The 25,106-nt window shown below is 73.4% G+C and carries 28 protein-coding genes; 13 read left to right on the top strand and 15 right to left on the bottom strand.

Annotated elements, in window-relative coordinates:
* Nucleotides 1-27: 27 nt before the first annotated feature.
* The 7 genes from IE318_RS16820 to IE318_RS16790 form a co-directional block, all read right to left on the bottom strand.
* Nucleotides 28-999, bottom strand: coding sequence for a ribose-phosphate diphosphokinase (locus tag IE318_RS16820; protein WP_189901144.1), 972 nt, complete (start codon nucleotides 997-999; stop codon nucleotides 28-30).
* Between the two features lie 75 nt (nucleotides 1,000-1,074).
* Entirely contained in the window at nucleotides 1,075-2,856 is a 1,782-nt protein-coding gene (locus tag IE318_RS16815; protein ID WP_189901143.1) for a complex I subunit 5 family protein, read from the bottom strand.
* Nucleotides 2,856-3,206, bottom strand: a complete 351-nt coding sequence (locus tag IE318_RS16810; protein WP_037868441.1) for a sodium:proton antiporter — start codon at nucleotides 3,204-3,206, stop codon at nucleotides 2,856-2,858. The genes IE318_RS16815 and IE318_RS16810 overlap by 1 nt, the downstream gene beginning before the upstream one ends.
* 58 nt (nucleotides 3,207-3,264) lie before the next feature.
* Nucleotides 3,265-4,005, bottom strand: coding sequence for an MnhB domain-containing protein (locus IE318_RS16805; protein WP_189901141.1), 741 nt, complete (start codon nucleotides 4,003-4,005; stop codon nucleotides 3,265-3,267).
* Nucleotides 4,002-4,265, bottom strand: coding sequence for a Na(+)/H(+) antiporter subunit B (locus IE318_RS16800; RefSeq protein ID WP_030172432.1), 264 nt, complete (start codon nucleotides 4,263-4,265; stop codon nucleotides 4,002-4,004). The genes IE318_RS16805 and IE318_RS16800 overlap by 4 nt, the downstream gene beginning before the upstream one ends.
* On the bottom strand, nucleotides 4,258-4,710 hold the full coding sequence (locus tag IE318_RS16795) for an MrpF/PhaF family protein (protein ID WP_189901139.1): 453 nt from the start codon (nucleotides 4,708-4,710) through the stop codon (nucleotides 4,258-4,260). Before IE318_RS16795 ends, IE318_RS16800 begins: the two co-directional genes overlap by 8 nt.
* Nucleotides 4,707-4,892 (bottom strand): hypothetical protein, encoded by a 186-nt coding sequence (locus IE318_RS16790; protein ID WP_030172426.1) that lies wholly within the window; start codon nucleotides 4,890-4,892, stop codon nucleotides 4,707-4,709. The genes IE318_RS16795 and IE318_RS16790 overlap by 4 nt, the downstream gene beginning before the upstream one ends.
* Before the next feature lie 261 nt (nucleotides 4,893-5,153).
* Between IE318_RS16790 and IE318_RS16785 the strand changes: the two genes are divergently transcribed.
* Nucleotides 5,154-5,852, top strand: a complete 699-nt coding sequence (locus tag IE318_RS16785) for a VanZ family protein (protein WP_189901137.1) — start codon at nucleotides 5,154-5,156, stop codon at nucleotides 5,850-5,852.
* Between the two features lie 130 nt (nucleotides 5,853-5,982).
* Nucleotides 5,983-7,233 (top strand): lectin, encoded by a 1,251-nt coding sequence (locus IE318_RS16780; RefSeq protein ID WP_189901135.1) that lies wholly within the window; start codon nucleotides 5,983-5,985, stop codon nucleotides 7,231-7,233.
* 75 nt (nucleotides 7,234-7,308) lie between these two features.
* Here IE318_RS16780 and IE318_RS16775 read toward each other — a convergent pair whose 3' ends face one another.
* Both IE318_RS16775 and IE318_RS16770 read right to left on the bottom strand, forming a co-directional pair.
* Nucleotides 7,309-7,545: a hypothetical protein gene (locus tag IE318_RS16775; RefSeq protein WP_189901133.1), complete on the bottom strand. Its 237-nt coding sequence runs from the start codon at nucleotides 7,543-7,545 to the stop codon at nucleotides 7,309-7,311.
* A 158-nt stretch (nucleotides 7,546-7,703) separates the two neighbouring features.
* A complete protein-coding gene (locus IE318_RS16770) occupies nucleotides 7,704-8,522 on the bottom strand; it encodes an SDR family oxidoreductase (RefSeq protein WP_189901131.1) in 819 nt (272 codons plus the stop codon).
* Between the two features lie 107 nt (nucleotides 8,523-8,629).
* Between IE318_RS16770 and IE318_RS16765 the strand changes: the two genes are divergently transcribed.
* The 4 genes from IE318_RS16765 (at nucleotide 8,630) to IE318_RS16750 (ending at nucleotide 12,997) form a co-directional block, all read left to right on the top strand.
* Nucleotides 8,630-9,667, top strand: a complete 1,038-nt coding sequence (locus tag IE318_RS16765) for a PHP domain-containing protein (RefSeq protein WP_189901282.1) — start codon at nucleotides 8,630-8,632, stop codon at nucleotides 9,665-9,667.
* Between the two features lie 53 nt (nucleotides 9,668-9,720).
* On the top strand, nucleotides 9,721-10,386 hold the full coding sequence (locus IE318_RS16760) for an HAD family hydrolase (RefSeq protein ID WP_189901280.1): 666 nt from the start codon (nucleotides 9,721-9,723) through the stop codon (nucleotides 10,384-10,386).
* Nucleotides 10,387-10,815: 429 nt separating this feature from the next.
* Nucleotides 10,816-11,793 (top strand): SDR family NAD(P)-dependent oxidoreductase, encoded by a 978-nt coding sequence (locus tag IE318_RS16755; protein ID WP_189901129.1) that lies wholly within the window; start codon nucleotides 10,816-10,818, stop codon nucleotides 11,791-11,793.
* A gap of 175 nt (nucleotides 11,794-11,968) precedes the next feature.
* Nucleotides 11,969-12,997, top strand: coding sequence for an SDR family oxidoreductase (locus tag IE318_RS16750; protein WP_189901127.1), 1,029 nt, complete (start codon nucleotides 11,969-11,971; stop codon nucleotides 12,995-12,997).
* A gap of 93 nt (nucleotides 12,998-13,090) precedes the next feature.
* Here IE318_RS16750 and IE318_RS16745 read toward each other — a convergent pair whose 3' ends face one another.
* The 3 genes from IE318_RS16745 to IE318_RS16735 all read right to left on the bottom strand — a co-directional run bounded on the left by IE318_RS16745 (nucleotide 13,091) and on the right by IE318_RS16735 (nucleotide 15,234).
* Nucleotides 13,091-13,336, bottom strand: coding sequence for a hypothetical protein (locus IE318_RS16745; protein WP_030172399.1), 246 nt, complete (start codon nucleotides 13,334-13,336; stop codon nucleotides 13,091-13,093).
* 81 nt (nucleotides 13,337-13,417) lie between these two features.
* Nucleotides 13,418-14,287, bottom strand: coding sequence for a DUF6624 domain-containing protein (locus IE318_RS44915; protein WP_229903552.1), 870 nt, complete (start codon nucleotides 14,285-14,287; stop codon nucleotides 13,418-13,420).
* 374 nt (nucleotides 14,288-14,661) lie between these two features.
* Nucleotides 14,662-15,234, bottom strand: a complete 573-nt coding sequence (locus IE318_RS16735) for an ATP-binding protein (protein WP_189901125.1) — start codon at nucleotides 15,232-15,234, stop codon at nucleotides 14,662-14,664.
* A 256-nt stretch (nucleotides 15,235-15,490) separates the two neighbouring features.
* Between IE318_RS16735 and IE318_RS16730 the strand changes: the two genes are divergently transcribed.
* The 3 genes from IE318_RS16730 (at nucleotide 15,491) to IE318_RS16720 (ending at nucleotide 17,674) form a co-directional block, all read left to right on the top strand.
* The gene (locus tag IE318_RS16730) at nucleotides 15,491-16,357 is read left to right on the top strand and encodes a Sco1979 family transcriptional regulator (protein ID WP_229903551.1); all 867 of its coding nucleotides are present in this window, start codon (nucleotides 15,491-15,493) and stop codon (nucleotides 16,355-16,357) included.
* 3 nt (nucleotides 16,358-16,360) lie between these two features.
* Nucleotides 16,361-16,615 (top strand): DUF397 domain-containing protein, encoded by a 255-nt coding sequence (locus tag IE318_RS16725; RefSeq protein WP_030172391.1) that lies wholly within the window; start codon nucleotides 16,361-16,363, stop codon nucleotides 16,613-16,615.
* 249 nt (nucleotides 16,616-16,864) lie between these two features.
* Entirely contained in the window at nucleotides 16,865-17,674 is an 810-nt protein-coding gene (locus IE318_RS16720; protein ID WP_189901123.1) for an SAM-dependent methyltransferase, read from the top strand.
* Between the two features lie 66 nt (nucleotides 17,675-17,740).
* Here the strand turns inward: IE318_RS16720 and IE318_RS16715 are convergent, their stop codons facing one another.
* Both IE318_RS16715 and IE318_RS16710 read right to left on the bottom strand, forming a co-directional pair.
* Nucleotides 17,741-19,027, bottom strand: coding sequence for an ROK family transcriptional regulator (locus IE318_RS16715; RefSeq protein WP_189901121.1), 1,287 nt, complete (start codon nucleotides 19,025-19,027; stop codon nucleotides 17,741-17,743).
* Nucleotides 19,028-19,146: 119 nt separating this feature from the next.
* The gene (locus IE318_RS16710) at nucleotides 19,147-20,037 is read right to left on the bottom strand and encodes a DUF3626 domain-containing protein (RefSeq protein ID WP_189901119.1); all 891 of its coding nucleotides are present in this window, start codon (nucleotides 20,035-20,037) and stop codon (nucleotides 19,147-19,149) included.
* 99 nt (nucleotides 20,038-20,136) lie between these two features.
* Here IE318_RS16710 and IE318_RS16705 point away from each other — a divergent pair, with 99 nt between their 5' ends.
* From IE318_RS16705 to IE318_RS16690, 4 genes are all read left to right on the top strand, one after another.
* Nucleotides 20,137-20,631, top strand: coding sequence for an FBP domain-containing protein (locus tag IE318_RS16705; RefSeq protein WP_189901116.1), 495 nt, complete (start codon nucleotides 20,137-20,139; stop codon nucleotides 20,629-20,631).
* A gap of 99 nt (nucleotides 20,632-20,730) precedes the next feature.
* Nucleotides 20,731-21,984 (top strand): FUSC family protein, encoded by a 1,254-nt coding sequence (locus IE318_RS16700; RefSeq protein WP_189901114.1) that lies wholly within the window; start codon nucleotides 20,731-20,733, stop codon nucleotides 21,982-21,984.
* 25 nt (nucleotides 21,985-22,009) lie between these two features.
* Nucleotides 22,010-23,017: a hypothetical protein gene (locus IE318_RS16695; protein ID WP_189901112.1), complete on the top strand. Its 1,008-nt coding sequence runs from the start codon at nucleotides 22,010-22,012 to the stop codon at nucleotides 23,015-23,017.
* Nucleotides 23,018-23,143: 126 nt separating this feature from the next.
* A complete protein-coding gene (locus IE318_RS16690; RefSeq protein WP_189901274.1) occupies nucleotides 23,144-24,388 on the top strand; it encodes a lactonase family protein in 1,245 nt (414 codons plus the stop codon).
* Here IE318_RS16690 and IE318_RS16685 read toward each other — a convergent pair.
* Nucleotides 24,356-25,081: a DUF2470 domain-containing protein gene (locus IE318_RS16685; RefSeq protein WP_189901110.1), complete on the bottom strand. Its 726-nt coding sequence runs from the start codon at nucleotides 25,079-25,081 to the stop codon at nucleotides 24,356-24,358. The genes IE318_RS16690 and IE318_RS16685 overlap by 33 nt on opposite strands.
* Between the last annotated feature and the right edge of the window lie 25 nt (nucleotides 25,082-25,106).

Here is a 25,106-nt window from a genome sequence, read left to right as displayed (position 1 = left end):
CGCCGCGCGGCGAGACACCCCTAGGCGTCATTCGCTGCGCGGCGCGTCGAACAGCGCGCTGACAGACTCCCCGTTGTGGATGCGCCGTACGGCCTCGGCGAGCGCCGGGGCGATGGAGAGGATCCGGAGCTTGTCCTTGTGGTCCCGGTACTCCTCGTCGTCCTCCACCGGCACCGGCACGGTGTTGGTGCACACGATCTCCAGCACGTCGGGCTGCTCGCTGAGCCGCTTGAGCGCGCCCGCCGCGAACAGGCCGTGCGTGCAGGCGATCCGGATGGAGCGCGGTTCCGACACACGCAGCCGGTCCAGGAGTTCCAGCATCGTGCTGCCCTTGGCGATCTCGTCGTCCAGCACGATCACGTCCCGCCCGGACACGTCGCCGATGACCGAGCTGATGGTCACCCGGTCGTCGGCGTAGCGCTGCTTGGCGCCGGCGGCCACCTGGGCACCGATCATCCGGGCGAAGGCGGCGGCCTCCTTGGCGTTGCCGAGGTCCGGCGAGACGACGGTGGTGCGTGTCAGGTCGTACTGCCGGAAGTGCGCGGCCAGTTCGCGCAGCGCGTGCAGATGGTCGACGGGCACCGAGAAGAAGCCGTGCACCTGAGGTGCGTGCATCGTCATCGCCAGGACACGGCCCGCGCCCGCGGCGACCAGCAGATCGGCGACCAGCCGCCCGCCCAGCGAGATGCGCGGGGCGTCCTTCTTGTCGGAGCGGGCGTAGGAGTAGTGCGGCATCACGACCGTGATGCGCCCGGCGGAGGCGCCGCGGGCCGCGTCGCACATCAACAGCAGCTCCACCAGATGCTCCTGCACCGGCCTGACCAGCGGCTGGACCAGGAAGACGTCCCGTTCCCGGCAGTTGGCCTGAAGCTGTACCTCCAGGCAGTCGTTGGCGAACCGGCTGACCCGGGTCGGGCTGAGCGGCACGCCCAGGTGCGCGCAGACCTCCGCCGCCAGTTCGGGATGGGCGCTGCCGCTGAACACCGCGATGTCTCGCACGATCCGCTCCTCGCATGATCATTCGGGCTGCCGGGCTCATGCTACTGACCGCTCTCGCGGCCGTCCGGCCGCCGGTCAGCGCAGGACCGCGGGCAGGGCCAGTGCGCCCAGGAGGGTCGTACCCACCAGCAGCCAGGCCACGTAGTCGCCGACGTGCCCCGACTGGAGGCGGCGCAGGGGCAGTGCCCACTCGGGCGCGCTCAGCAGTCCGGGGCGGGTGACCGCCACCAGGGCCAGGCCCACGGCGAGCAGGGTCGACAGCAGGTCCAGCAGCACCCCGGTCGCGGTCCAGTGCACCGAGGAGAACACACCCCAGGTCCCGGCCTCGTCGACAGCGTGCCCCACCAGGCCGGCGAAGCCGGGCACCACGCCCACGGCGAGCGCGGCGGCGAGCAGCACCGCCGGGACCGTCCCCATCGTGCGGGGGACGCGAACCAGCCGCTGCCGGGTCTCCGGCTCCTCGTCGGCGCCGGACGTCTTGTCCTCCTCGCGCTCCTCGCCCTCCCGCTCCTCGGGCCGGGGGCCGAACCCCAGGAAGACGCGCGCGGCCACCCGCAGCACCGCCGCTCCGGTGAGGGCGGAGGCGGCGACGTACACCACGGTGAGCGGGGCGCCCACGGCCTCCTCGCTGACGGCCTTGCCGAGGCCCGTCCCGAAGGGCGGCAGTCCGGCCAGGGCCAGGCCTGCGACGGCGAACGTGGCACCGACACCCCGCAGGTGCCGGGCCCGGCCGTGCAGAGAGAACTCGTCGACGGTGCCGTAGCGGTCCAGCAGGATGCCGGCGCAGGCGAACAGCGCGGCCTTCACGCCCGCGTGTCCCAGGATGTAGAGCGCGGCCCCGTCGTCGGCCTCGGCCTTCAGCACGCCGACGGCGATCAGGAACAGTCCGGTGTGGGCGATGGTGGAGAAGGCGAGCAGCCGCTTGATGTGCCGCTGGTACCAGCACATCACCGCGCCGACGGCGCCGGTCAGTACGCCCAGGACCACCAGGGTCCGGGTCACGTCGGCCGCGGGGAGGCCGCCCGGTCCGGAGAACACGGTGCCGTACACCCGCCAGACGCCGTACACGCCGAGTTCCACCATCACGCCGGACAGCAGCATGCACACGGGTGTGGGCGCGACGGCGTGCGCGTCGGGCAGCCAGAACTGGAAGGGGACGGCGGCGGACTTGACCAGCAGGCCGGTCAGGACCAGCACGAAGGCGGTGAGGGTCAGGGCGTCCGGCCCGTGGTGCCCGGCGGCCGCGTTCAGTCCTTCTGCGATCTTCGCCATGGCCAGCTCGCCGGTGCGGGCGTACAGCAGGGCGATGCCCATCAGCATGAAGTAGGCGCCCAGCGAGTTGACCAGGGCGAAGCTCAGCGCGCCCTGCACGGCCTTGGCCTCGTCGATGCGGTATCCGGTCAGCGCGTAGGCGACGGCGCTCATCAGTTCGAAGAACACGAACGCGTTGAACAGGTCGCCGGCCACGGCGAAGCCGCACATGCCGCCCTGGAAGAGCAGTATCAGCGCGGGGAAGGTGCCGGCGTGACCGCGCGGCGGCTCGTCGAAGTAGTGCCAGGAGTAGGCCAGCGCGGCCAGCGTGAGCAGGGAGACGAGCGCCGCCATGCCGAGTGACGGCCCGTCCCCGATCAGCACGATGCCGACGCTCTCGCCCCCCTTGGGGAACCAGCCGCCGACCCACTCCACCAGGGCCGGCGACGAGTGCGGCAGCAGGACGATCGCGAGGGCGGCCGTGGTGGCCGCGGCCAGGCAGCCGAAGGCCTCGGCGACCGGGCGCGGCAGGTGGCGGCCGCCCGCCACGAGCAGGCCGGCCCCCAGCAGCGGGACGGCCGGCAGCAGCGGCAGCAGACGGTGCATCAGCCGCGCAGCTCCCTCAGCTCGTCGGGGTCGACCGTGCCGTGCCGTTTGGCGATCTGCACGGTCAGCGCGAGCAGCAGCGCGGTCACGGTGGCGCCGACGACGACGTCAGTGAGGGTGAGGGCCTGGACGACCGGGTCGACCACGGGCCGCGAGCCGGGCCGGATGTCGGAGAAGACGGGCGCGGTGCCGCCGTCGCGGTACCCGACGGCGAGCAGCAGGACGTACGTCGCCGACTGGCACACGGCCAGGCAGCCCACGGCGTGGATCAGGTTCCGGCTGGTGGCCAGTCCGTAGCAGCCGACGAGGAACACATAGGCGGCGACCAGGTACGGAAGGACGTGCGTCACGGCGGTCACGGCGCTCTCACTCCCCACTGCCCCTCCCCCCCACTGCCCTCCTCGGTCCTCACGACCCGCTGCCCTCCTCGATCTCGACGGCCTGATCCAGGAAGCGGGCGAGCAGCACGACGACCGCGCTGGCGACCTCCATGCCGATGGCCGCGTTCAGCAGCGGGACGGTGCCGCCCGAGGACAGCGTGTTGAACGTGCCGTAGGGCAGCAGGGTGTTGGCGAGGAAGGCGCCGCCCGCCAGCACGCCGGCGAAGCCCAGGACCAGGTAGGCGGACGCGGACAGCGCGTCGCCGATCTCGAAGGCCTCGACCGGGCGGATGCGTTCCAGCGCGGCGTAGTCGGCGCCCAGGTACATCAGGTGCAGGGCGGTCGCGGCGACCACACCGCCCTGGAAGCCGCCGCCGGGGCTGAGCTGCCCGTGGGCGATCACATACAGGCCGGTGACCAGCGCGATCGGCAGTACGACCAGCGCGTAGCGGCGTACGGGCGCGGCGACCTCGCAGGGCTCCGGCGGGTCGCGGTGCTCGTCGCGGGCCTGGCGCAGCAGGACGACGCAGCCGAGGACGGCCGCGAAGAGGATCGTCATCTCGCCCATCGTGTCGAAGGCGCGCTGGTCGAAGTTGACGGAGGCGATGGTGTTGGCGATGTGCCGGGCGAGGGCCGCACGGACGGCACGGTCGCCGTACGGGTGCCACGGGCCGCCGAAGGCGGGAAGCCGCAGGCAGGCCGCGACCAGGAGGGCGGCGAGCCCGCCGCCGCCCAGGACCACCAGCCACAGCCGGGCGCGCGGGTTCACTGCTTGCTGTCCTTGCCGTGGGCGGAGCGCCGCCGGACCTTGCGCACCGAGAGCATGATCAGCAGCGGGGTCAGGGCCGAGCCCACGGCGAGCTGCGACAGCCCGACGTCGGGCGCCTGCAGCACGGTGAAGAGCACGGCCAGGGCGGTGCCGAGAACGGCCAGGACCAGTGCCTGCCGGGCGGGGTCGCGGTTGGCGACGGCCGCCGTCGCCAAGCCAGCGACGGCGAGCAGGGCCACGACGACGACCGCGTCAGCCACGGCTCACCCCCGGGAAGCCGCCGGACATCGCCCGGGAGGCGAGGAGGTTCCCGCCGACCAGCAGCGCCCCGACGATCAGGAGCTTCACCATCGACCGGCCGGGCCCGGTGACCGCGCACAGCACGGCCACGACCACCGCGCCGAGGCCGGCGGCCGCCCAGGTCAGCCCCCAGGCCCGCGGCTGCTCCTCGGCGAGTTCGTCGGCCAGCAGCCGGGCGAAGACAAGGGTGCCGACCGGGCCGAGCAGGGCCAGGAGCAGGGCGAGATCGACGTAGGAGGTGCGGTCGTAGCCCTGGGAGAGCAGCAGCAGGCCGGGGCAGACAAGGGCGGTGGACAGGTTCTGGGCGACGACTCGGCGCCCCAGCGGGCCGGTGGCCACGCCCCACAGCGTCGTTCCGAGGCCGACGGCCAGCACCACCGTCGCCGCCAGGATCCAGCCGTTCACCGCGGCCTCACCGCCGCCCGCCGGCCGGCCCGCGCGGCCAGCGCGCCCACGCCCGCGGCGCACGCCCCGACCACCCACTCCAGGGTGTAGACGGTGCTGATCAGCATCAGCCACAGCACCACGAGCGCGGCCCACCAGGCCAGCACCTCGCCGACGGCGAGCAGCGTCGTCCGCGTCTTCAAAACGCCACCTCCGCAGGCTCAGTCGCTGTCGCTGATGTGCGCCGGCCGCTTCGCGTCCGGCACGCCGCTTCCCGGCATCCAAGCACCGCCCCGACGGCGGGCGGCGCGGCGGCGCGCCGGGTCTGCAGCCCGGATGCCCCGACGGCAGCAACGGAAACCGGCCAGGTGCACCGCCCCCGATGCGGTGGCGGAGGCGGCATCCTCCAGCTGATCGGGGGTAACCGCCTTGCCGACCGGGGAAGTTGACGTCTGGAGGACCGCATGGCCCGGGTGGCGTTCCGTCCGAGCACCTTGTTCCGATCCCGTAAGGCCGAGGCGGGGCGCACCGCTTCCCGGGCCCGTACGGCCAAGACCGGGCGCGCCGCCCCGCGGCCCGGTAAGGCCAAGGCGGTCAGGTCGGGGCGCACGGCGAAGGGGCCGCGTGCGCGCTGGGCCCGGATCCGCCCCACGGCCTGGGCCCGGCGTTCCCCGCGGCCCGGCGCCGTGGCCGAACGCCGGCCGCTCCCCTGGCCCGTTCGCCTGCCGGCGATGGGGTGCGCCTTCGTCTTCATGGTGGCGTTCGCCGTCGTACTGGCCCGGCTCACGCTCCAGCCGTCTCCCTCGTCCACGTCCCTGGTGCACACCAATCTGCACCCGGGCCGATCGCTGCGGGCCACTCTGGACCAGCCGGGCCTGCGCGAGGCGGTGAAGCAGATCGGCGGCAACCTGCTGCTGGGCGTGCCCTTCGGCGTGCTGGTGCCGGTGGTGGCGCCCGGGGCCCGCGGGCCGCTGCGCGTGCTGCTGCTGACCGTGACCGTGATGCTGATGGTGGAGTTCGCCCAGGGTGCACTGATCACCGGGCGGGCGTTCGACATCGACGACGTCATCCTCAACACCACCGGCGCACTGGCCGGTTACCTGCTGCTGGGACGGCGACTGGGCCGGGCCGTACACGCGCGCCGGCTGCGCGAGCGCGCCTGAGTCCCTGTCAGAGCGGTCCGGACCAAGCTCTTGACTGGCCCTTACTTCACTCCTTAAATCAAGAGCGACACCAACCCCCCACAACGGTCGGCGCGCCCGCGCACCGGGCCGCCGTACGGAAGGGAGAGCCGTGGCCCGTCCACGCCTGCTCCGCAGATGTCTCCTCGGCGCGCTGTCCGCCGTGCTCGTCGGTTCCGCCGCGATCGGCCCCGCGCGGGCGGACACACCGGCCGCCTCCTCCGCCGCCGCCGCAACGGTGACGACGTTCTCCGACACCTTCGACGGGCCCGCGGGCGCGGCCGTCGACCCCGCCAAGTGGCAGACGGAGACCGGCGACAACGTCAACAACCACGAGCGGCAGTACTACACGTCGGGCAACAAGAACGCAGCCCTGGACGGCCAGGGCCACCTGGTCATCACCGCCCGGCGCGAGAACCCGGCCAACTACCAGTGCTGGTACGGCACCTGCCAGTACACCTCCGCCCGGCTGAACACCTCGGGGAAGTTCGCCGCGCAGTACGGGCACGTCGAGGCGCGGATGAAGATCCCGCGGGGGCAGGGCATGTGGCCCGCGTTCTGGATGCTCGGCACCGACATCGGCCAGGTGGGCTGGCCGAACTCCGGCGAGATCGACGTGATGGAGAACGTCGGCTTCGAGCCCTCGACGGTCCACGGGACGATCCACGGCCCCGGCTACTCGGGCTCGGCCGGCATAGGCGCGCCGTACTCGCTGCCGGGCGGCCAGGCGTTCGCGGACGCCTTCCACACCTTCGCCGTCGACTGGGCGCCGGACTCGATCAGCTGGTCGGTGGACGGCACCGTCTACCAGCGTCGCACCCCGGCCGACCTGGGCGGGAAGACGTGGGTGTTCAACAAGCCGTTCTTCCTGATCCTCAACCTGGCGGTGGGCGGCTACTGGCCGGGCGACCCGGACGGCTCCACCGCCTTCCCGCAGCAGCTCGTGGTCGACTCGGTGTCCGTGACCACGAGCACCACCTCCACCGGCGCCGCGATCCGCGGGCTGGCCGGCAAGTGCGTGGACGTGGCCGGCGCGAACCCGGCCAACGGCACTCCGGTCCAGCTCTACGACTGCAACGGCACCGCCGCCCAGCAGTGGACGTTCGCCTCCGACGGGAGCCTGCGCGCGCTCGGCAAGTGCCTCGACGTCACGGACAACGGCACCGCGGACGGCTCCAAGGTCCAGCTCTGGGACTGCACCGGCGGGCCGAACCAGAAGTGGGTCCTGTCCTCGGCACACGACATCGTCAACCCCCAGGCGAACAAGTGCCTGGACGTCACCGACAACAACTCCGCCAACGGCACCCGCCTGCAGATCTGGACGTGCACGGGCGGCGCCAACCAGAAGTGGTCGGTGGGGTGAAGCCGAGGGGCCCTGCGGGGCCGCGAACGGTCCTGCGGGGCCGGGAGGCTTCCGCGGGGCCGGGGAACGGCGGGCCTAGTGCAGGGTCCATTTGAACTTGTCGCCGCCCACCCAGCGGACCACGTCCGGGTCGTCCAGGTCGTGGACCCGGATGCCGAACGCCGCGGCGGCCTGGAGGACATCGGTGACGGTCTTCGCCTCGCCGACCACCTCACCGTCGATCTCCACGATGCGGAAAGGCGGATGGCCCGGCTGCACCCCGAGCACCATGATTCGCGGCTGGGAGACACGGGGGCTCGCGCTTTCGGTCATGTCATCAAGCCTAGGACGGGACCGCCCGCGACGAGCCCTCGCACCACTGGCGGGCGCGGGTGAAACCGGGCCCGCCGCGGCTGCTCGCACCTGGTCGCACGCGCACGGTCACAGGCGCACGGCCGTACGCACACGCGCACGATCGCACGGCGCCCCGCTCAGGGGCGCCGCCAGTCGTCGCCGGTCAGGTGGGAGCCGGCCATAGGGCCCATCCGCAGCATGCCGCCGTCCACGCACCAGGACGCCCCGGTGACGTAGGAGGCGTCGGGGCCGGCGAGGAACGCGATCACGGCGGCGACCTCGCGGGCGTCGCCCGGGCGGCCCAGCGGCACGCCGGGGCGGCGCTCGGTGCGCACGTCGGTGTCCTCCTGGCCCGTCATCGGCGTGGCGATCTCCCCGGGCGCGACCGCGTTCACCGTGATCCCGTGCTCGGCGAGTTCCAGCGCCATCACCTGGGTGAGCAGGCCGAGGCCCCCCTTGGCCGCGCAGTACGGAGCGGCTCCCACCCGCGGCTGGTGCTCGTGCACCGAGGTCACGTTGACGATCCGGCCGCCGTCGCCCTGCGCGATCATCCGCCGGGCCGCCTTCTGCCCGCACACCAGCGGCCCGACCAGGTCCACGTCCAGCACACGGCGCACATCGTCCAGGCGGAGGTCCAGGAACGGCGTGGCCGTGCCGGTACCGGCGTTGTTGACCAGGACGTCGATCCGGCCGCCGAGCTGCGCGGCCAGCTCGTCGAGGGCGTCCGCGGCGGCGGGCAGCCGGGTGAGGTCCATCCGGGTGACGGCGGCCCGGCGCCCCTTGCCCCGGACCTCCTGGGCGGTCTCCTCGGCGCCCCTGTCGTCGCTGTGCCAGGTGATGCCGATGTCCATCCCCGCCTCGGCCAGCCGGACGGCGGTGGCACGGCCGATGCCGGAATCCGATCCGGTGATCACGGCCACCTTGGCGACGGCCGGCGTGGACGTGGAAGCGGACATGGCGCACTCCTCCCGACTGCGTCCCTGCGCAGCCTCCCGGACGAGGCATCGCGGTACCCGAGGGGCGTCACGGGCAAACGTGGGGAACCCTGGTGACGGAGGTGGTGATGGACCCCGTCGAGGCACTGGACCGGATCGCCTTCCTGCTGGAGCGGTCGCAGGCGCCGACGTACCGCGTGCGCGCCTTCCGTACGGCGTCCCGGACGCTGTCGCGGATGCCCGCCGAGGAGGTCGCCCAGCGCTCCTCGGCGGGGACGCTGGAGTCGCTCAGGGGCGTCGGCCCGAAGACCGCGCAGGTGGTGCGGGAGGCGCTGGCCGGGACCGTGCCCGGATATCTGCGGAAACTGGAGGACGAGGCGCAGGAGCCGCTCGCGGACGGGGGCCGGGAACTGCTGGCACGGCTGCGCGGGGACTGCCATCTGCACTCCGACTGGTCGGACGGCGGCAGCCCCATCGACGAGATGGGCCGGGCCGCGGCGGGCCTCGGGCACGAGTGGGCGGTGCTCACCGACCACTCACCGCGGCTGACGGTGGCCCGCGGACTGTCCGCGGAGCGGCTGCGCGAGCAGTTGCAGGTGCTGGCCGGGCTGAACGAGACCTGGGCCCCGTTCCGGCTGCTGACCGGCATCGAGTGCGACATCCTCGAGGACGGCTCGCTCGACCAGGATCCGGAGCTGCTGGAGCAGTTGGACGTGGTCGTCGTCTCGGTGCACTCCAAGCTGCGGATGGACGCCCGCTCGATGACCCGCCGCATGGTCGCCGCCGTCCGCAACCCGCACTCCGACGTGCTCGGACACTGCACCGGACGGCTGGTGACCGGGCGGGGACGGCCGGAGTCGGAGTTCGACGCGGACGAGGTGTTCGCGGCCTGCGCCGAGACCGGCACGGCCCTGGAGATCAACAGCCGCCCGGAGCGGCTGGACCCGCCGCGGCGGCTGCTGCGCCGCGCCGTCGAGGCGGGCGTGCTGTTCTCCGTCGACACCGACGCGCACGCGCCCGGCCAGCTGGACTGGCAGATCCACGGCTGCGCGCGGGCCGAGGAGTGCGGGGTGCCGCCCGAGCGCGTGGTGACCACCTGGTCGCGGGAGGAGCTGCTCGCCTGGGCGCGGGAGCGCCGGACGCCGTCCGGAGTGGCGAGCGCCTGACGTGGTACTCGGGCCTACCCGGCAACCGACGTGAGCGAGGGGATGCGCCGATGGTGGATCGTGCCGCCGTGTTCGACGTCGACGGAACGCTCGTCGACACCAACCATCTTCACGTCACGACTTGGTGGGAGGCCTTCCGGCAGGCGGGTCACCGGGTGCCCATGCACGCCATCCACCGGTCCGTGGGGCTCGGCTCCACCGACCTGATCGCGCACCTGCTCGGCGACGACCGCGACGAGGACCAGGACGCCCGGCTCAGCGCCGCGCACACCGCGCTGTACGCCCAGTACTTCGACCGGCTGCCCGCCCTCGCCGACGCGGGGCGGCTGCTGCGGCGCCTGCACCAGGACGGCTGGACCGTGGTGCTGGCCACCTCGGCCAGCGGTCCGGAGCTGAGCGCGCTGCGCCGCGCGATCGACGCGGACGACGCCATCGCCGCCACGGCGAGCGCCGACGACGTGGAAGAGGGCAAGCCCGCACCCGAACCGGTCGAACACGCCCTCGAACTGGTCGGGGTGCCCGCCGAACGGGCGGTGTTCGTCGGCGACACCGTCTGGGACATGCGGGCCGGCAGCCGGGCCGGGGTGCGCTGCGTGGGCGTCCTGTGCGGCGGCATCCCGCGCGATGACCTGGAGCGGGCCGGGGCGCAGGCCGTCTACGACGACCCCGCCCACCTTCTGTCGTCCCTCCCGGCCGGGCCCCTCGGCCACACCGGCTGACCGTGCCGCGCGCCGCATCGCACCGCGCTTCACGCACCGCAGTGGAGTGATACAGATCACCACATAACCTGGCAGATGCCGGAACACCGGACCGTCGGTCCCCGTTGTACCGAGCGTGGGTGCGGATGGGACAGTGTCCCCGGGCCTCACCTATTGCCCACAGGGACGATCGTTCGGCTGAAGCCCTGTGGAGCGTCTCGCCGAGAGGCGACCGCCATGCGTGCCCACACCCTGAGCGCCCCGACCGTGATTCCCCCGTCCGGTCGGGGCTTTCCTCTGTCCGGGTTCCTCGGCGGACGGCTCCGACGGCTCCCGGGGACCCCTGCGGTGGGCTCCGGGCCCCCGGCGGTCGGCTCCGGGCACGCCGCGGTTGACTTCGGGCACGCCGCGGTTGACTTCGAGAGCACTCCAATTCGTAGCGTTCCCCGCATGAGCACTTCGCAACAGCACAAGATCGGTTCGGGTTTCGGCGCGACGAGCACCGCCGACGACGTCCTGCAGGGCATCGACCTCAACGGAAAGCTCGCGGTGGTCACCGGCGGCTACTCGGGCCTCGGCCTGGAGACCACGCGCGCGCTGACCCGTGCGGGCGCCCACGTGGTCGTCCCCGCCCGGCGGCCCGCCGCCGCGCGGGAGGCGCTGGAGGGCGTCGAAGGTGCCGAGGTGGACGAGCTCGACCTCGGCGACCTCGACAGCGTCCGCGCCTTCGCCGAGCGGTTCCTGGCCTCCGGCCGCACCATCGACATCATGATCGACAACGCCGGGATCATGGCCTGCCCGGAGACCCGGGTGGGGCCCGGTTGGGAGGCCCAGTTCGCGACGAACCACCTCGGCCACTTCGCCCTCGTCAACCGGCTGTGGCCGGCGATCGAGCCGGGCGGCGCCCGCGTGGTCTCGGTCTCCTCGCGCGCCCACCACTTCTCCGGCATCCGCTGGGACGACCTCCACTGGCAGCGGGGCTACGACAAGTGGCAGGCCTACGGCCAGGCCAAGACCGCGAACGTCCTGTTCGCCGTCCACCTCGACGCCCTCGCCCGCGACCGTGGCGTCCGGGCCTTCGCCCTCCATCCGGGCGGCATCATCACCCCGCTCCAGCGCCACATCCCGAAGGAGGAGATGATCGAGCGCGGCTGGATCGACGAGAACGGCACCGTGCTGAACCCCGAGGGCTTCAAGACCCCGCAGCAGGGCGCCGCCACCCAGGTCTGGGCCGCGACCTCCCCGCAACTGGACGGCCTGGGCGGCGTCTACCTGGAGGACTGCGACATCGCCGAACCGGCCCAGGAGGGCGACGAGCGCGGCGGAGTCAAGGACTGGGCCGTCGACCCCGACCAGGCGGCCCGCATGTGGGACCTCTCCGCGGAGCTGACCGGCGTGAACGCCTTCGCGTCCGGGGGCCGGAGCTGACACCGACGGCGTCCGGTGCCAACAGGTGCCTCGTTCCGCCGGGTTGATCGGACCGGGTCGACCGGTCGCGTCGATCGGGCGTGTTCCACCGGGCGTGTTGACAGGGCCGGGTGGATCCGCGCGGACCGGGGTACTCGGAGGTCCGCACCGTCCGCCCCGCCGAGAGGAGCCGCAGGTGAGCAGCGCGTCGGGCAGCAGGGTCGTGGTCACGGGCGCCACCGGCAACGTCGGTACCAGCGTCGTCCGCCTCCTCTCCGAGGATCCGGAGGTCGCCTCGGTGCGCGGCCTCGCCCGCCGGATCCCGCGGTGGTCGCCGCCGAAGACGGAGTGGGTGGCGGTCGACGTGGCGTCCGAGCAGGCCGGGCTCGCCGGGCAGTTCGAGGGCGCCGACGCCGTCATCCACCTGGCCTGGGCGTTCCAGCCGACCCACGATCCGGCGACGACCTGGCGCACCAATGTGCTCGGCAGCATCCGGGTGTTCGACGCGGTGGCCGCCGCGCATGTGCCGGTGCTGGTGCACGCGTCCTCGGTCGGCGCGTACTCCCCGGGGCCGAAGGACCACGCCGTGGACGAGTCGTGGCCGACCCACGGCTGGCCGGACGCCGCGTACACCCGGGAGAAGGCGTATCTGGAGCGGGCCCTGGACACCTTCGAGCGGGACCACCCGGACATCAGGGTGGTGCGCATGCGCCCGGCGTTCCTCTTCAAGGCGGAGTCGGCGAGCGAGCAGCGCCGCATCTTCGGCGGCCGGTTCCTGCCGGGGCCGCTGGCGCGGCCGGAGCTGCTGCCGTTCCTGCCGGACATCCCGGGGCTGCGTGTACAGGCCCTGCACACGGACGACGGCGCCGAGGCCTACCGGCTGGCGCTGCGGCACGAGGTGCGGGGAGCTTTCAACCTGGCCGCCGACCCGCCGCTGGACGCCGAGGTGCTGGGCGAGCTGCTGGGCACCCGGCCCGTACGCCTGCCGAGGGCCGCCGCCCGCTCCGCGATCGCCGCCGCCTGGGGCCTGCACCTGCTGCCCGCCTCGCCCCAGCTCTTCGACGCGGTGCTCCGCCTTCCCCTGATGGACTGCACCCGGGCGCACACCGAACTGGGCTGGCGCCCGGAGCGCACGGCGACCGAGGTCATCCAGGAGTTTCTGCAAGGGCTGCGGCGCGGCGAGGGACTGGACACCGCCCCCATGGAGGGCCGCAAGGTCGGCTGAGCCCGAGGGGCTCCCGACGGGCCCCGAGGGGCAACCGGCGGGCAAGGTCGCCGGGCCCGGTCGGCCGAGGCCGGCGCGGGTACGCGGGGCGGCTCAGCCGGGTGGCTCGTCCGGTGCGGGGTGTTCGGGGTGCACGGTCGCCGCGTTCGGGCTGCCCTTGCGGCCGGTGCCCGCCTCGTCGGTGTCGGGGACGTCCTCGTCGGTGCCGGACTCGGGACGGCGGGCGCTGGAGTGGGCCGCCTCCCAGGGGTCCTCGCCCGGCCGGGCCTGCTGGTCCGGCATGTCACGGGGCACCGGCCGGCCGGTCTCGCCGGGGGCCTCTCGGCGGTGCTCGGTCACGGCGTACTCCTCTCGGGTCCGTCCTCTCGAAGGGCGAGGCGCGGGTACCTCTCCCGTGACCTGCGAAACCTCCCGACCGCGTCAACCCCGCAATCGCAGGGCCCTCATCTGCTCCTCCAGTGGGCCGAGGCCTACGTCCTGCCGGCGCTGGTCGAGGGTCTCCGGCCGCCGGACCGGGTACGGGCGCAGCGTCACGGGGTTGATCCGCGTCCCGTAGTACTGCGGCTCGCCCAGTTCCACGGCGCAGTGGTCGGCGATGTAGGCGAGGTGGACGACGGGACAGCGGCCGTCGGCCGCCGCCTGTGCGATCAGATCCCGGCACCGCAGCCGGAAGCGCAGGTCGGGGGCGTGCAGGAGAATCATCAAGGCGGCGGTCGACGCGGCCGGTCCCACGAGGTCCACGGCCGGCCAGCCATGCCTCCGCACGATCACCGCGAGGGCCTCGGCGTTGTCGCGGTGGCACTCGACGACCCGGCGCCGACGCTCCGGAGTGGGGGTGCTGCCCGCCTTCCGGGTCAGCTCCCGGTCCTCGCCGGCCCTGCGGACCAGCTCGGCCGCCAGCGCCGAGGCACGCTCCGCGGGCATGTCCCGCACGGCGTCCACCGGGGGCGGCGGGTTGTCGGCGTGCGCCTCAGGGGATCCGTCCGGGGCGGGCGCGGGTGCGATCCCGGTTGCCGGTTGTTCCGCCGTTCCTTCCTCGGGGTACGGCGCCGCAGCCCGCCGCGGATGTCCGGCCTGCGCCGTCCGGGCGGTCCGCCGCCGCGCCGCCTCCGCCACGATGGCCGTGACAGGCGTCCCCACGAAAGCGGCCGGGCGTGCCGCCATCACGGCGGCCGCGGAGGCAGGCGCGTCGGACGGCGGGAGGCACGGGCGTACGGTCCGGGCGGCCGCCGAGACCGTGTCCACCGCGGCACGGGCCGGGTACGCCGCCGGGGTCACGGCCTCTCCCACGACCCCCGCTCCCCCGTCCGTGCCCGCGCTCTGCCGCGGCACCGCGGGAACCGCACCTGCTGCCACGCCCCCGCCCTGACGCGGCACCCCCACGCCGCGTGTCGCGGAATCCGCGCGCACCGAGCCGCCGTAGGCCCGATCACCGGACACCGGACCGCCGTAGGTGCGATCACCGGACACGGGGCCACCCGAGAGCGGGCCACCGGCCGGCCGTCGGACCGGCACCGGGTCACCGGCCGGTGGACGGCCCGGCACCGGGTCACCGGCCGGTGGACGGCCCGGCACCGGGGCACCGGCCGGTGGACGGCCCGGCACCGGGGCACCGGACGCTGGTCGGCTCGCGGCCGGCGTGCCGGGCACCGCGTCGTCGTGCGTCATGGCGTCCCACCTCGCCGCCGCAGGGTGAACCACACACGCTTGCCCGGACGGTCAGGCTCCGGCGGTGCCATCCCCCAGTCGTCGGCGAGCGCGGCCACGATGGACAGCCCGCGCCCCGACTCGGCCGCGGGGTCCACCGTCCGGAGCCGGGGCAGCACCGGGGAGCGGTCGGCCACCGTCACCCGCAGGCCACGGGCGTTCCACTCGACGGTGAGCGTGACCGTGTCGCCCGGGCCGGTGCTCGCGTGCCTGACCGCGTTGGCGAACAGCTCGTCCGTCGCCAGCACCGCGCTGTCGCACTGGTCGGCCGGGAGTCGGAGCCCCGCGAGGTGCTCCGTCACCAGGCGTCGCACCGCCGGCGCCCAGGAAGGGTCGGCGGGCACCGTGGAGCGCAGACGGCCGGGATGAGCGGGCCCGCCCGGTGGGACGGGGTCGTCCACGGCGGGTCCCCCGGACTCGGGTGCCCCGGCGACGCCGGTGGCCCCGGGGGGCCGGACCAGTGCGGTCGGTGTGCCACAGCCGACCGGGCCGTCCTCGGCGTTCGGCTGTCCGTCGGTCACGGTGGTCATCCTGGTCTCGCCTCGCAGTCCCGTGCGGTGGGGGGCGGGCATCGGATCTGCCGGATCATCAGCTCCGGTGCCCTCGCGTCCAGTTGGCCGTCCTGACGGCGGCCGGTGCGGCAGCTCCCCCGATCACTATGATGTGGCACACACTCAGCTCGCAACCTGCGTTCTGATAATTTCAGACAGACGCGCATCACCCTGTATCTGGCGCGGACGGCATGGCACACTGCACGCTGTGACGGGCCGTTCCAGGAGGTCAGGAGTGAGCGAGAACCGCTCTGGGGGCAGCGCGCCCACGGTCCTGCGGATGGTTCTCGGCAAGCGTCTGCGCCAGCTGCGGGAGCAGGCCGGAGTGTCCTTCGAGGACGCGGCACGGGCCATCGAGGTCACCCCGTTGACGGTCCGCCGCATCGAGAAGGCCGAGGTCGGGCTGCGTATCCCGTACGTCAGGGAGCTGCTGCGCGCCTACGGGGTCCCGGCCACGGAGATCGACGACTTCGTCGCGATGGCCAGGGAGGCCAACAAGCCCGGATGGTGGTACAAGTTCCGCGACGTACTGCCCGAGTGGTTCAAGGCCTATGTGAGCCTGGAGAGCGAGGCGAGCGTCATCCGCCTCTACGAACCCCACTACGTCCCCGGCCTGTTGCAGACGCCCGAGTACGCAACCGCGCTGCTGCGCGTGGGTTTCCCCAACGAGTCGAAGGAGGGGCTCGCCCGCCGCGTGGACCTGCGCGTCAGGCGCCAGGACCTGCTCGCCAAGCCGGACGCACCGGTGCTGTGGGCCATCCTGGACGAGACGGTGCTGCGCCGTCCGGTCGGCGGTGCCGAGGTCATGCGGGCCCAACTGGAGCGGCTCGTCGACGCCTTGGACATGCAGAAGGTGCGGATCCAGATCATGCGTTTCTCCGTGGGGGCCCACCCGGGCGCCTACGGCCCCTTCCACCACTTCCGCTTCGGATTCTCCGAACTGCCCGACATCGTCTACACGGAGAACCTCGCGGGCTCGGTCTACTACGACCGTCCGGAGGACGTCGTCGCCTACCTCGAAGTACTGGACCGGATGTCCGTACAGGCGGAACCGGTCAACCGCACCAGGGAGATCCTGGCCGAACTGCGTAAGGAGTTGTGATCCATGGCATCCAAGGCATCCGGCGTCCCCGTCCGCAACGGCATGCCCGCCGGCGAACTGGGCCGCGAGGGCTGGCACAAGCCCTGGAGCGGCACCAACGGCGGCTCCTGCGTAGAGGCCAAGCGCCTGCCCGACGGCAGGGTGGCCGTGCGCCAGTCCACCGACCCCGAGGGCCCCGCGCTCATCTACACCCGGGAAGAGATGATCACCTTCCTCCAGGGCGCCAAGGCGGGCCTGGCGGACTTCCTGGTCGACTGACCCGGGGGCCGCGACCGGACCAGGGCCGGACAGCGGCCGGGCCCCGGCCGAACCGGGCCGGGCCGCCGGCCGGCCCGACCACGCGGGACCACCCGCACGACACCTCCCGCCGTGCGGGTGGTCCCGCTCCCACCCGTCGCCCATCGCTCACCGTGATGGAGCGACTCGGCAACTCGAGCCATCCGTACGGATGTTGACGGTAGCTTGGACGGACCGCAGACCGCGTGTGACGTACAGCAGGAGAACTCCATGGCAGACGAGCGGCTCACCCCCGACCAGGACGCCCTGTCCAAGATCGACACGACGGTGCCGCACTCGGCCCGTATCTGGAACTACTGGATGGGCGGCAAGGACAACTACGAGGTGGACCGGATCGCGGGCGACGCCTACCGCGAGCACGCGCCCACCATCGAGACGATGGCCCGCGCCTCCCGCCAGTACCTGATCCGCGCGGTGACGTACGTGACCGGCGAACTCGGCATGCGCCAGTTCCTCGACATCGGCACCGGGCTGCCGACCTACGACAACACCCACCAGGTCGCCCAGCGCATCGCCCCCGAGTCGCGCATCGTCTACGTCGACAACGACCCGCTGGTGCTGCGGCATGCCCAGGCCCTGCTCACCAGCACCCGGGAGGGTGTCACCGAGTACATCGACGCGGACCTGCACGACCCGGAGAGGATCATCGAGCGGGCCGCGAAGATCCTGGACTTCGACCGGCCGGTCGCCCTGATGCTCATGGGCATCCTCGGCCACATCCAGGACTACGAGGAGGCGAAGTCGATCGTCCGCCGCCTCCAGGCCGCCCTGCCCTCCGGGAGCTGTTTCGTCCACTACGACAGCACCGACACCGACCAGGCGCTCAAGGAGGCCCAGCAGGGCTACGACGACACCGGCGCCGTCCCGTACGTCCTGCGCAGCCCGGAGCAGCTCACCGCCTACTACGAGGGGCTCCAGCTGGTCGAGCCCGGCATCGTCTCCTGCCCGCTGTGGCGCCCCGAGCCCGGCACGGACCCCCAGCCCACGGACATCCACGGCGGCGTGGCCCGAAAGCTCTGACCTGTCCCGTACGTCCTCGCGGCCCGACGCGTCACGCACGCCCTGGCCCCCTTGTGCCCTGCGTCGTCAGGACCTGCGCTCGTCCAGCGCCGCCCGCCAGGCCGGGAGCCGGTCCGCCGGCTCCGGTTCGGCGCGGCGGCCGCCCCGGGCGAAGAAGTCGGCGAGCGGCAGGATGGCCGCTCCGACCGTGACCGCGTCGGGACCCAGACGCCCCAGTTCGACGGTCACCTTCTCGGCCGGGTGGCGCAGGGCGTACGCCGTGGCGTGGCGGCGTACGGCGGGCAGGAAGCGCGCCCCCAGCTGGAGACCCGCCCAGCCGCCGATGAGGATGCGTTCGGGCTGGAACAGGTTGATCAGGTCGGACAGACCGGCTCCCAGGTACTCGGCGGTCTCCTCGAGCACGGCGAGCGCCACGGGGTCGGCGGCGGTGCCCTCGGGCGGGTAGGCGGCGGCCAGCATGGCGGTCAGCGCGGTCTCCTCGTCGGTGCCGCGCGGCGGCTGTCCCCCTTCCTCGCGCCAGCGGGCCAGCAGCGACTCCGCGCCGGCGTACGCCTCCAGGCAGCCGAGCGCTCCGCACCGGCACCGGCGGCCCCGGACGCGGACGGTCAGGTGCCCCCACTCGACGGCCCGGCCGCGTTCGACCTCGGGCGTGACCAGGCAGGCGCCGACGCCGGAGCCGAAGAGCACCACGACCGCGTTGCCCGCGCCGCGCCCCGCACCGAACCACATCTCGGCCTGGCCCAGCGTCTTGGCGCCGTTGTCGATGAAGTACGGGACGGTCTCCGGTAGTTGCGAGCCACTGCGGAGCAGCGCCTCCAGGGGTACCGCGTCCCAGCCGATGGTCTGCCCGTGCACGACGGCGCCCCGGTCCTCGGTGTGCTCGACGATGCCGGGAACGCCGATGCCGACGCCGAGGAGCCGCTCGGGGGCCGGCCCGGCGGCGGCCAGGACCTCGGCGATCCCGTCCCGGATGTGCCCGGTGATCACCTCTACGTCGTAGCGCTGCGCCGCGAGCGGCCGCTCGGCGCGCGCCAGCTCGGTGAGGGTGAGGTCGAACAGCTCGATGCGCACCCTGGTCTCGCCGACGTCCACACCGATCATGTGACCACTGTCCGGGGCCACGCGCAGCAGGGTGCGCGGGCGCCCGCCGTCGGAGTCGACGCTGCCGGCCTCCTCGACCAGGCCGTCGGCGATCAGATCGGCGACGACGTTGCTGATCGAGCCGGAGCTCAGACCGGTCGCCGGGCCGAGTTCGAAGCGGCTGAGGGGGCCGTCGAAGTACAGCCGCTGCAGGACGGCCGTACGGTTGCCCCGCCTGAGATCGCGCACCGTGCGCCCGTTCCGCCCCGCCATGTGGCTCCCTTGTCCGAATCCACCCCGACCATCCCGACCTGCAACATACCGCTGCGAGCCGTGGTGGCGCGACTTCTTCGCACCCTTAGTCCACGTAATAAATTAAGACGTGGGCGCGATCAGGGCGCGTGACCCGCGCTCGTTCGCGGGACGCACGCCGTGCCCGCACCCTCGGGCGCCCCGTGCCGGGCGAGAGTGTGCCAGACCATCTTCAGGTCCTGCGCCGCGTACCGGCCGGTGCGGGCGGCTTCGCCGATGATCCTCGGGTCCAGCCGGCCGTCCTCGGCGATCCGGGTGCCGAGGTCCGTGTACTCCTGGCCGCGATAGTCGGCGTGGCGGCGCAGTTCGGCCACGGCGATCCGGTAGCCGGGGTGCCATTCGAGCGGACACGGCAGGCTGCGGGCGTCGGCCTCGACGGGCGTGCCCCGGTAGCTCGCGTCCAGGACCAGCGCCTCGACGTCCCGGGCGAGGTCGACGCCGCCGTGGACCTGGGCCTCGATGTAGTCGTCGAGGGCGTCCCGCTCGTCGGCCTCGGCCGCCGTGACCAGGGCCATCGCGGCGGCGGTGCCGAAGTCGGCGGGTTCGGCGGCGCTGTCCGGGTAGCAGAAGGTGGCGCGGGTGAGCGCCGCCGCGGTGAGCCGGAAGTGCGAGGAACCGAACCGCGGTGCCGCGCCGACCACCTGTCGGCGGAAGTCAAGCGCGCCGTAGACGGGCCGCTCGGTCGCCGGCGCGTCGTCGTAGGCGCCGCCGAAGATCCGGCTCTCCCAGCGCCAGCGGTCGCCGCCGGGGTGCGCGGTGAGACCGCCGTTGCTGGTGCCGGTCACGAACTGCGAGTGGTACACCCCGTCCCGGGCGAGCGCCCGGAGAACGGGCAGGCCGCCGCAGAGCCGGTCCGGGTGAAGGTTCAGGGTTATGCGCAGGCCCGGATCGACGGCGGGGCCCGTCGACAGCCCGGTGACATGCCGCAGCGCGGCCCGCGCCCGCAAGGAACGCACGCCCTCGAAATCCATTGGATACCCCTCCCCGAAGCTGTTTATCTTAGGCTTGAAACTAACACCTTTAGGCGCAGGCGCGCCGACGCGCCGTGCCCCGACGCCCAGGAGCCTCCCATGAGACCACTCACCGAACAGGACATCCGCAACTCCTTCGTCAACTGCTCCAAGGGCGAGGCCAAGCGCCTGGCCGTGCCGCGCGACCTCGACGAGCGTCCCTGGGACGACCTCGACTTCCTGGGCTGGCGGGATCCGGGCGCGCCCGACCGCAGCTACCTGGTGACCGAGCGGGCCGGGGACCTGGTGGGCATCGCCCTGCGCTTCCCGTCCTCCCACCGCGGCTTCCTGCACCGCAGCATGTGTTCGCTGTGCCTGACCACGCACCGCGGCGGCGGGGTGTCCCTGATGACCGCCCGCAAGGCCGGCGCGGCGGGCCGCGAGGGCAACTCGGTCGGTGTGTACATGTGCACCGACCTGGCCTGCTCCCTGTACGTGCGGGGCAAGAAGGTCCCCGACTCCGGGGCCCGCTTCGAGGAGAGCCTGACGCTCGAGGAGCAGATCGCCCGTGCGACCGGCAATCTGGCCGCCTTCATGGACAAGCTGTACGCCTGACCACCTGGACCGGCCGCGCGCCTCACCGGCGCGGCACGGCCGATGCACCTGCGAACGCGGGACGTTCGATGCGTCGGTGAACGGGGAACAGCGCAAGGGATGCGAGATGTACGTGAGTGGACGGCACCCCTTGTGCGACTGGTGCGCCGGCACCGGGACCCCGTCGTCGTACAGGCGCTGCGGTCGACGGTCGCGGCGACGATCGCGTATGTCATCGCCAAGCAGCTGAGCCCGGAGCCGGCGCCGCTGACCGCTCCCCTGACGGCTCTGCTCGTCGTCCAGGTCACCCTGTTCGCCACGCTGACCACCAGCATCCGCCGGGTGAACTCGGTGGTGGCGGGGGTGCTCGTCGCCATCGCCTTCTCCCTGCTGGTGGGGCTGACCTGGTGGAGCCTGGCACTGGTGATCCTGGCCGGGCTCGCCGTCGGACACCTGGTACGGGTGGACGAGTTCGTGGCCGAGGTGGCGATCAGCGCCATGCTGGTCCTCGGGGTCACCACCGTCGGCAGCACCGGCTGGGCGCGGATCGTGGAGACGCTGATCGGCGCGGTGGTCGGCATGGCCTGCAATCTGCTGCTCGCTCCCCCGGTGTGGACCGAACACGCGGGCATGTCGATCGACGGGCTGGCGCGTCGGATGCGGCAGCTGATGCTCCACATGGGCGAGGAGGTGGCCGGCCGCCCGCCGGTGGAGCGTACGGCCGCCCGGCTGCACGAGGCGCGCCGCCTGGACCACGACATCGCCGACGTGGACGCCGCCCTGCGGCAGGCCGAGGACAGCCTGCGGCTCAACCCGCGGGTGCGCGAGGGCCTGCTGCACCGGGTGGTGCTGCGCACCGGGCTGGACACGCTGGAGATCTGCACGGTCGTGCTGCGGGTGCTGGCACGCACCTTCACCGACCTGACCAAGGCGCGCGAGCCCGAACCGCTGTTCTCACGTCAGACCGGTCCGCTGGTGCAGCAGCTGCTGTCCGAGATCTCCGACGCCGTGGTCAGCTACGCGGTGCTGGTGACCACCGATGTGAGCGTGAGCGCCGAGTCGGCCGAGTCCCGGCTCGCCACCGAGCTGCGGCAGGCGGCGGCCACCCGCGACAAGCTGGCGCAGCTGCTGCTGGAGGAGGTGCAGCGGGACGCGAGTCAGTGGCAGCTGCACGGCGCGGTGCTGACCGAGGTCAACCGCATCCTCGACGAGATGGACATCGAGCACCGTTCGAAGCGGCTGCTGGAGGAGCTGGACCTGCACACCCGCGCGCAGCGCGCACGCAGGTCCCGGCTGACCCGGTTCGCGGACCGGCTGGGGGCGCCGGTCAGGCTGGGGCGGAACCGCGAGGACGCCGTGGGGCGTTCTCTGTGACAGGACGACGGAGGGGGACGGACGCGTGGCCGACGGGAAGGTACGGATCGACGGGAACGCCCTGTGCCTGCCGGGCGGTGTGGCGGTGCGGTTCATGCGCACCCTGAGGCTGCCGGAGGCCGGCACGCATCGGCTGCCGCCGGGGCTCGGGGAGTTCCCGCTGCGGCGGGTGTCGGACTATCCGGACACGGTGCCGGAGCAGTGGCGGGCGCGAGGCGGGGTGATGCTCCCGGTGTATCTGCGCGAGGCGATGTGGCTGAGCTTCGCCGCTACGTCCCGGCCGGCCGCCCTGCAGGTCGGGGTGGGCAAGGTGTGCGCCGTCTCGGGCCGGCCGTGGAGCGACCGGCTCTCGCGCGATCCGCAGAACTACGTGGTGCTGCCGCGCCAGCCCTGGCTGGACGGCATCAACTCCGGCAAGGGCACGGTCCGCCAGTTCGTCGCCGTGCCGCTGGGCCTCGGGGCGACCGTGGAGGGTCAGGTCACGGGCGAGGAGGAGTGGGGCGGTGTGCAGTTGCAGTCGTTCCCGCTGAGCGAGGCCGCGCTGGCCAGATGGCAGGAGCAGCAGGCGCGGGCGGGGATCGTACGGCGGCGGATGCCGGCTGCCCCGGCCTCCGCCCCGCCCGCGCCGGGGAGTGCGCCCCGGGCGTACGGCGCCGCGATGGGGCTCGGCGTCGGCGGCTCGATGTGCCAGGAGGTGTACCAGGACGAACGGCCGCCCGGCGACTGGGCCGACGAGCCCGCCGGACGGGTGTTCGTGCACCTGGTGACGCCCCCGGAGTGGCGACGCATCACGGGCGAGAATCCCCCGCCGTCACCGGTGGACCGCGCCGCGTACACACGCGCGGGCCTGCCCTGGTTCGACTACTACGACCAGGACGCCGAGGACCTCGCCCCCACCGACAGCCTGGGATCGGTGCAGCCGGTCGGGGACTGGCTCGGTGACGACCACGAGCCCTGGCAGGAGCCGTCGCCGCACCAGATCACCCCGCTCAAGGACGCCCCGGGCAAGCCCGTGGACGACGGCAGCTGGTAAACCCCGGCACCCGCAGGGCGCAGCATTGCGCCCTGCGCAACCGCGGTTGCCGGTCTTGCACTTCCGCGGCGGTCCAGGCCAAGGTGGCCTGTGACGACCGAGGCAGTCGAGACCTGGGGTGCGGGCATGGACGGTGGGGCGCGGGCGGCGCGCGGAGGCTGGAGCCGGCGCCGGTTCGTCGGGGCCGTGACAGGTGTCGCCGCGATGGCGGCCGTTCCGGCTCCGGCACGTCCGGATCCCGAGCCCCGCTCCGGACTTGGGTCCGGGTCCGGGCAGGTGCCGAGCGAGACGGCCGCGCCCGAGGCGGCGGCGCGCTCCGGGACGCCGGCGGGCAAGGGTTCCGGGCCGCGCCCGCTGTACCTGGGCACCTACACGTCCGTGGAGGGCGGCGGCGCGGGCATCGGGCTGGCGGTGTACGACCCGGTCACGGGCGCCGTGACCGGCCGGGGCACCCTCACCGGGGTCCCCGACCCCTCCTACCTCGCGGTGCACCCGAACGGCCGGACGCTGTACGCGGTCGACGAGCGTCAGGACGGGGGCGTGACCGCCGTACGGCTCGCCGACCGCAAGGCGCTCGGCACCCGCTCCACCGGTGGGGCGGGCCCCTGCCATCTGTCCGTGCATCCCGGCGGGCGCTGGCTGCTGAGCGCCAACTACCAGTCCGGCAGCGTGGCCGTGCACCCGATCGACGGCTCGGGGGCGCTCGGCGAGCGCACCGACCTGGTGACCCACTCCAGCCCGCCGCCCGGTCCCGGACAGCAGGGCCCGCACGCGCACCAGTTCGTCACGGCCCCGGACGGCCGCCATGTGCTCGCCGTCGACCTGGGCACCGACACCGTCTACACCTACCGCCTGGACACCCGCACCGGCAGGCTCACCGAGACCTCCCAGGCGCACACCCGGCCCGGCGCGGGGCCGCGTCATCTGACCTTCCACCCCGGCGGCCGGTACGCCTACCTGGCCGACGAGGTCGACGACACGGTCACCGTCTGCGCCTACGATCCGCCGACCGGGCGGCTGACCGTCGGCCGGCCGCAGTCCACGGGCTCCGGCCCGGGCACGAACTATCCGGCGCAGATCCTGGTCACCGCCGACGGGCGGTTCGCCTACCTCGCCAACCGGGGTGACAACAGCCTGGCGCGCTATGCGGTCGAGGCGGGCGGGTCCCGGCTCAGGCTGCTGGACACCGTGCCGGTGGCCGGTGACTTCCCGCGCCAGATCGCCTTCTCGCCGGACGGCCGGCTGCTGTTCGCGGCGAACCAGAAGTCGAGCACGGTCAGCGTCTTCCACGTGGACCGGGTGAGCGGCGCGCTGCGGCTCGCGGGTGAGCCGTTCGCCTCACCGGTCGCCGTCTGCGCGCTGCCGCTGTAGGGAGCGCGGGCAGGAGGCCGCGCCCGCCTGGGCGAGCAGGACGTGCATGCGCTCGGTGAGCTGGGCGATGTCGTCGGCGGGCGCGTGGAAGGGCAGGCGTACGTCGCCGTCGGTGCGGGCGCGCTCGATGCGCAGGGTCAGCGCGTGCCGGTCCACGGCGAGCGGCCGTACGCGCACCGCGCCGTGCAGGCTGTCGGGCCCGACGAGCCGGCTGAGCCGTTCCACCGCGTCGGGGTGGGCGTCGGCGAGGTGGGTGAGCAGTCGGGCCTCCGCCAGGGCCAGCGGGTCGGGCGCCGCGGCGGCGAACTCCTCGGGGTCGACCGCGACGGCGCCGGACGGCTCCCGCAGCACCACGCGCGTCGGGCGGAACACCAGGTGCTCGTCCTCGCCGGCGAACCGTCCGGCGAGCCACAGCCGGGCGCGGATCCGCCGGCGTACGGGGACGGGCGCTACGTCGGCGAACTGCACCACGGCGGGCAGCTCACCGCGTGGCGCGCAGAAGGCGCTCGCGCTCAGAGCGCTGTCCTCGGACGGACGCAGGCGCACCCGGCCGTCGTCGTCCACGGTGTGCGCGCCGACGAAATCCTCCCGGCCGCCCTCGGCGGTCACCGCGCAGGACCACGCGGCGGCGAGCACCGACCGCGCCCGCTGTGCCGCGCCGGGCACCGCCGCCCAGGTGTGGCTGTCACCCATCCCAACCTCCTCATTAGGTAAGCCT

Source organism: Streptomyces spiralis (assembly GCF_014654675.1).
In the GTDB taxonomy this organism is placed as follows: Bacteria; Actinomycetota; Actinomycetes; order Streptomycetales; family Streptomycetaceae; genus Streptomyces; species Streptomyces spiralis.
The sequence above is the reverse complement of the archived record's forward strand: the minus strand, read 5'-3'. Positions and strand labels throughout refer to the sequence as shown.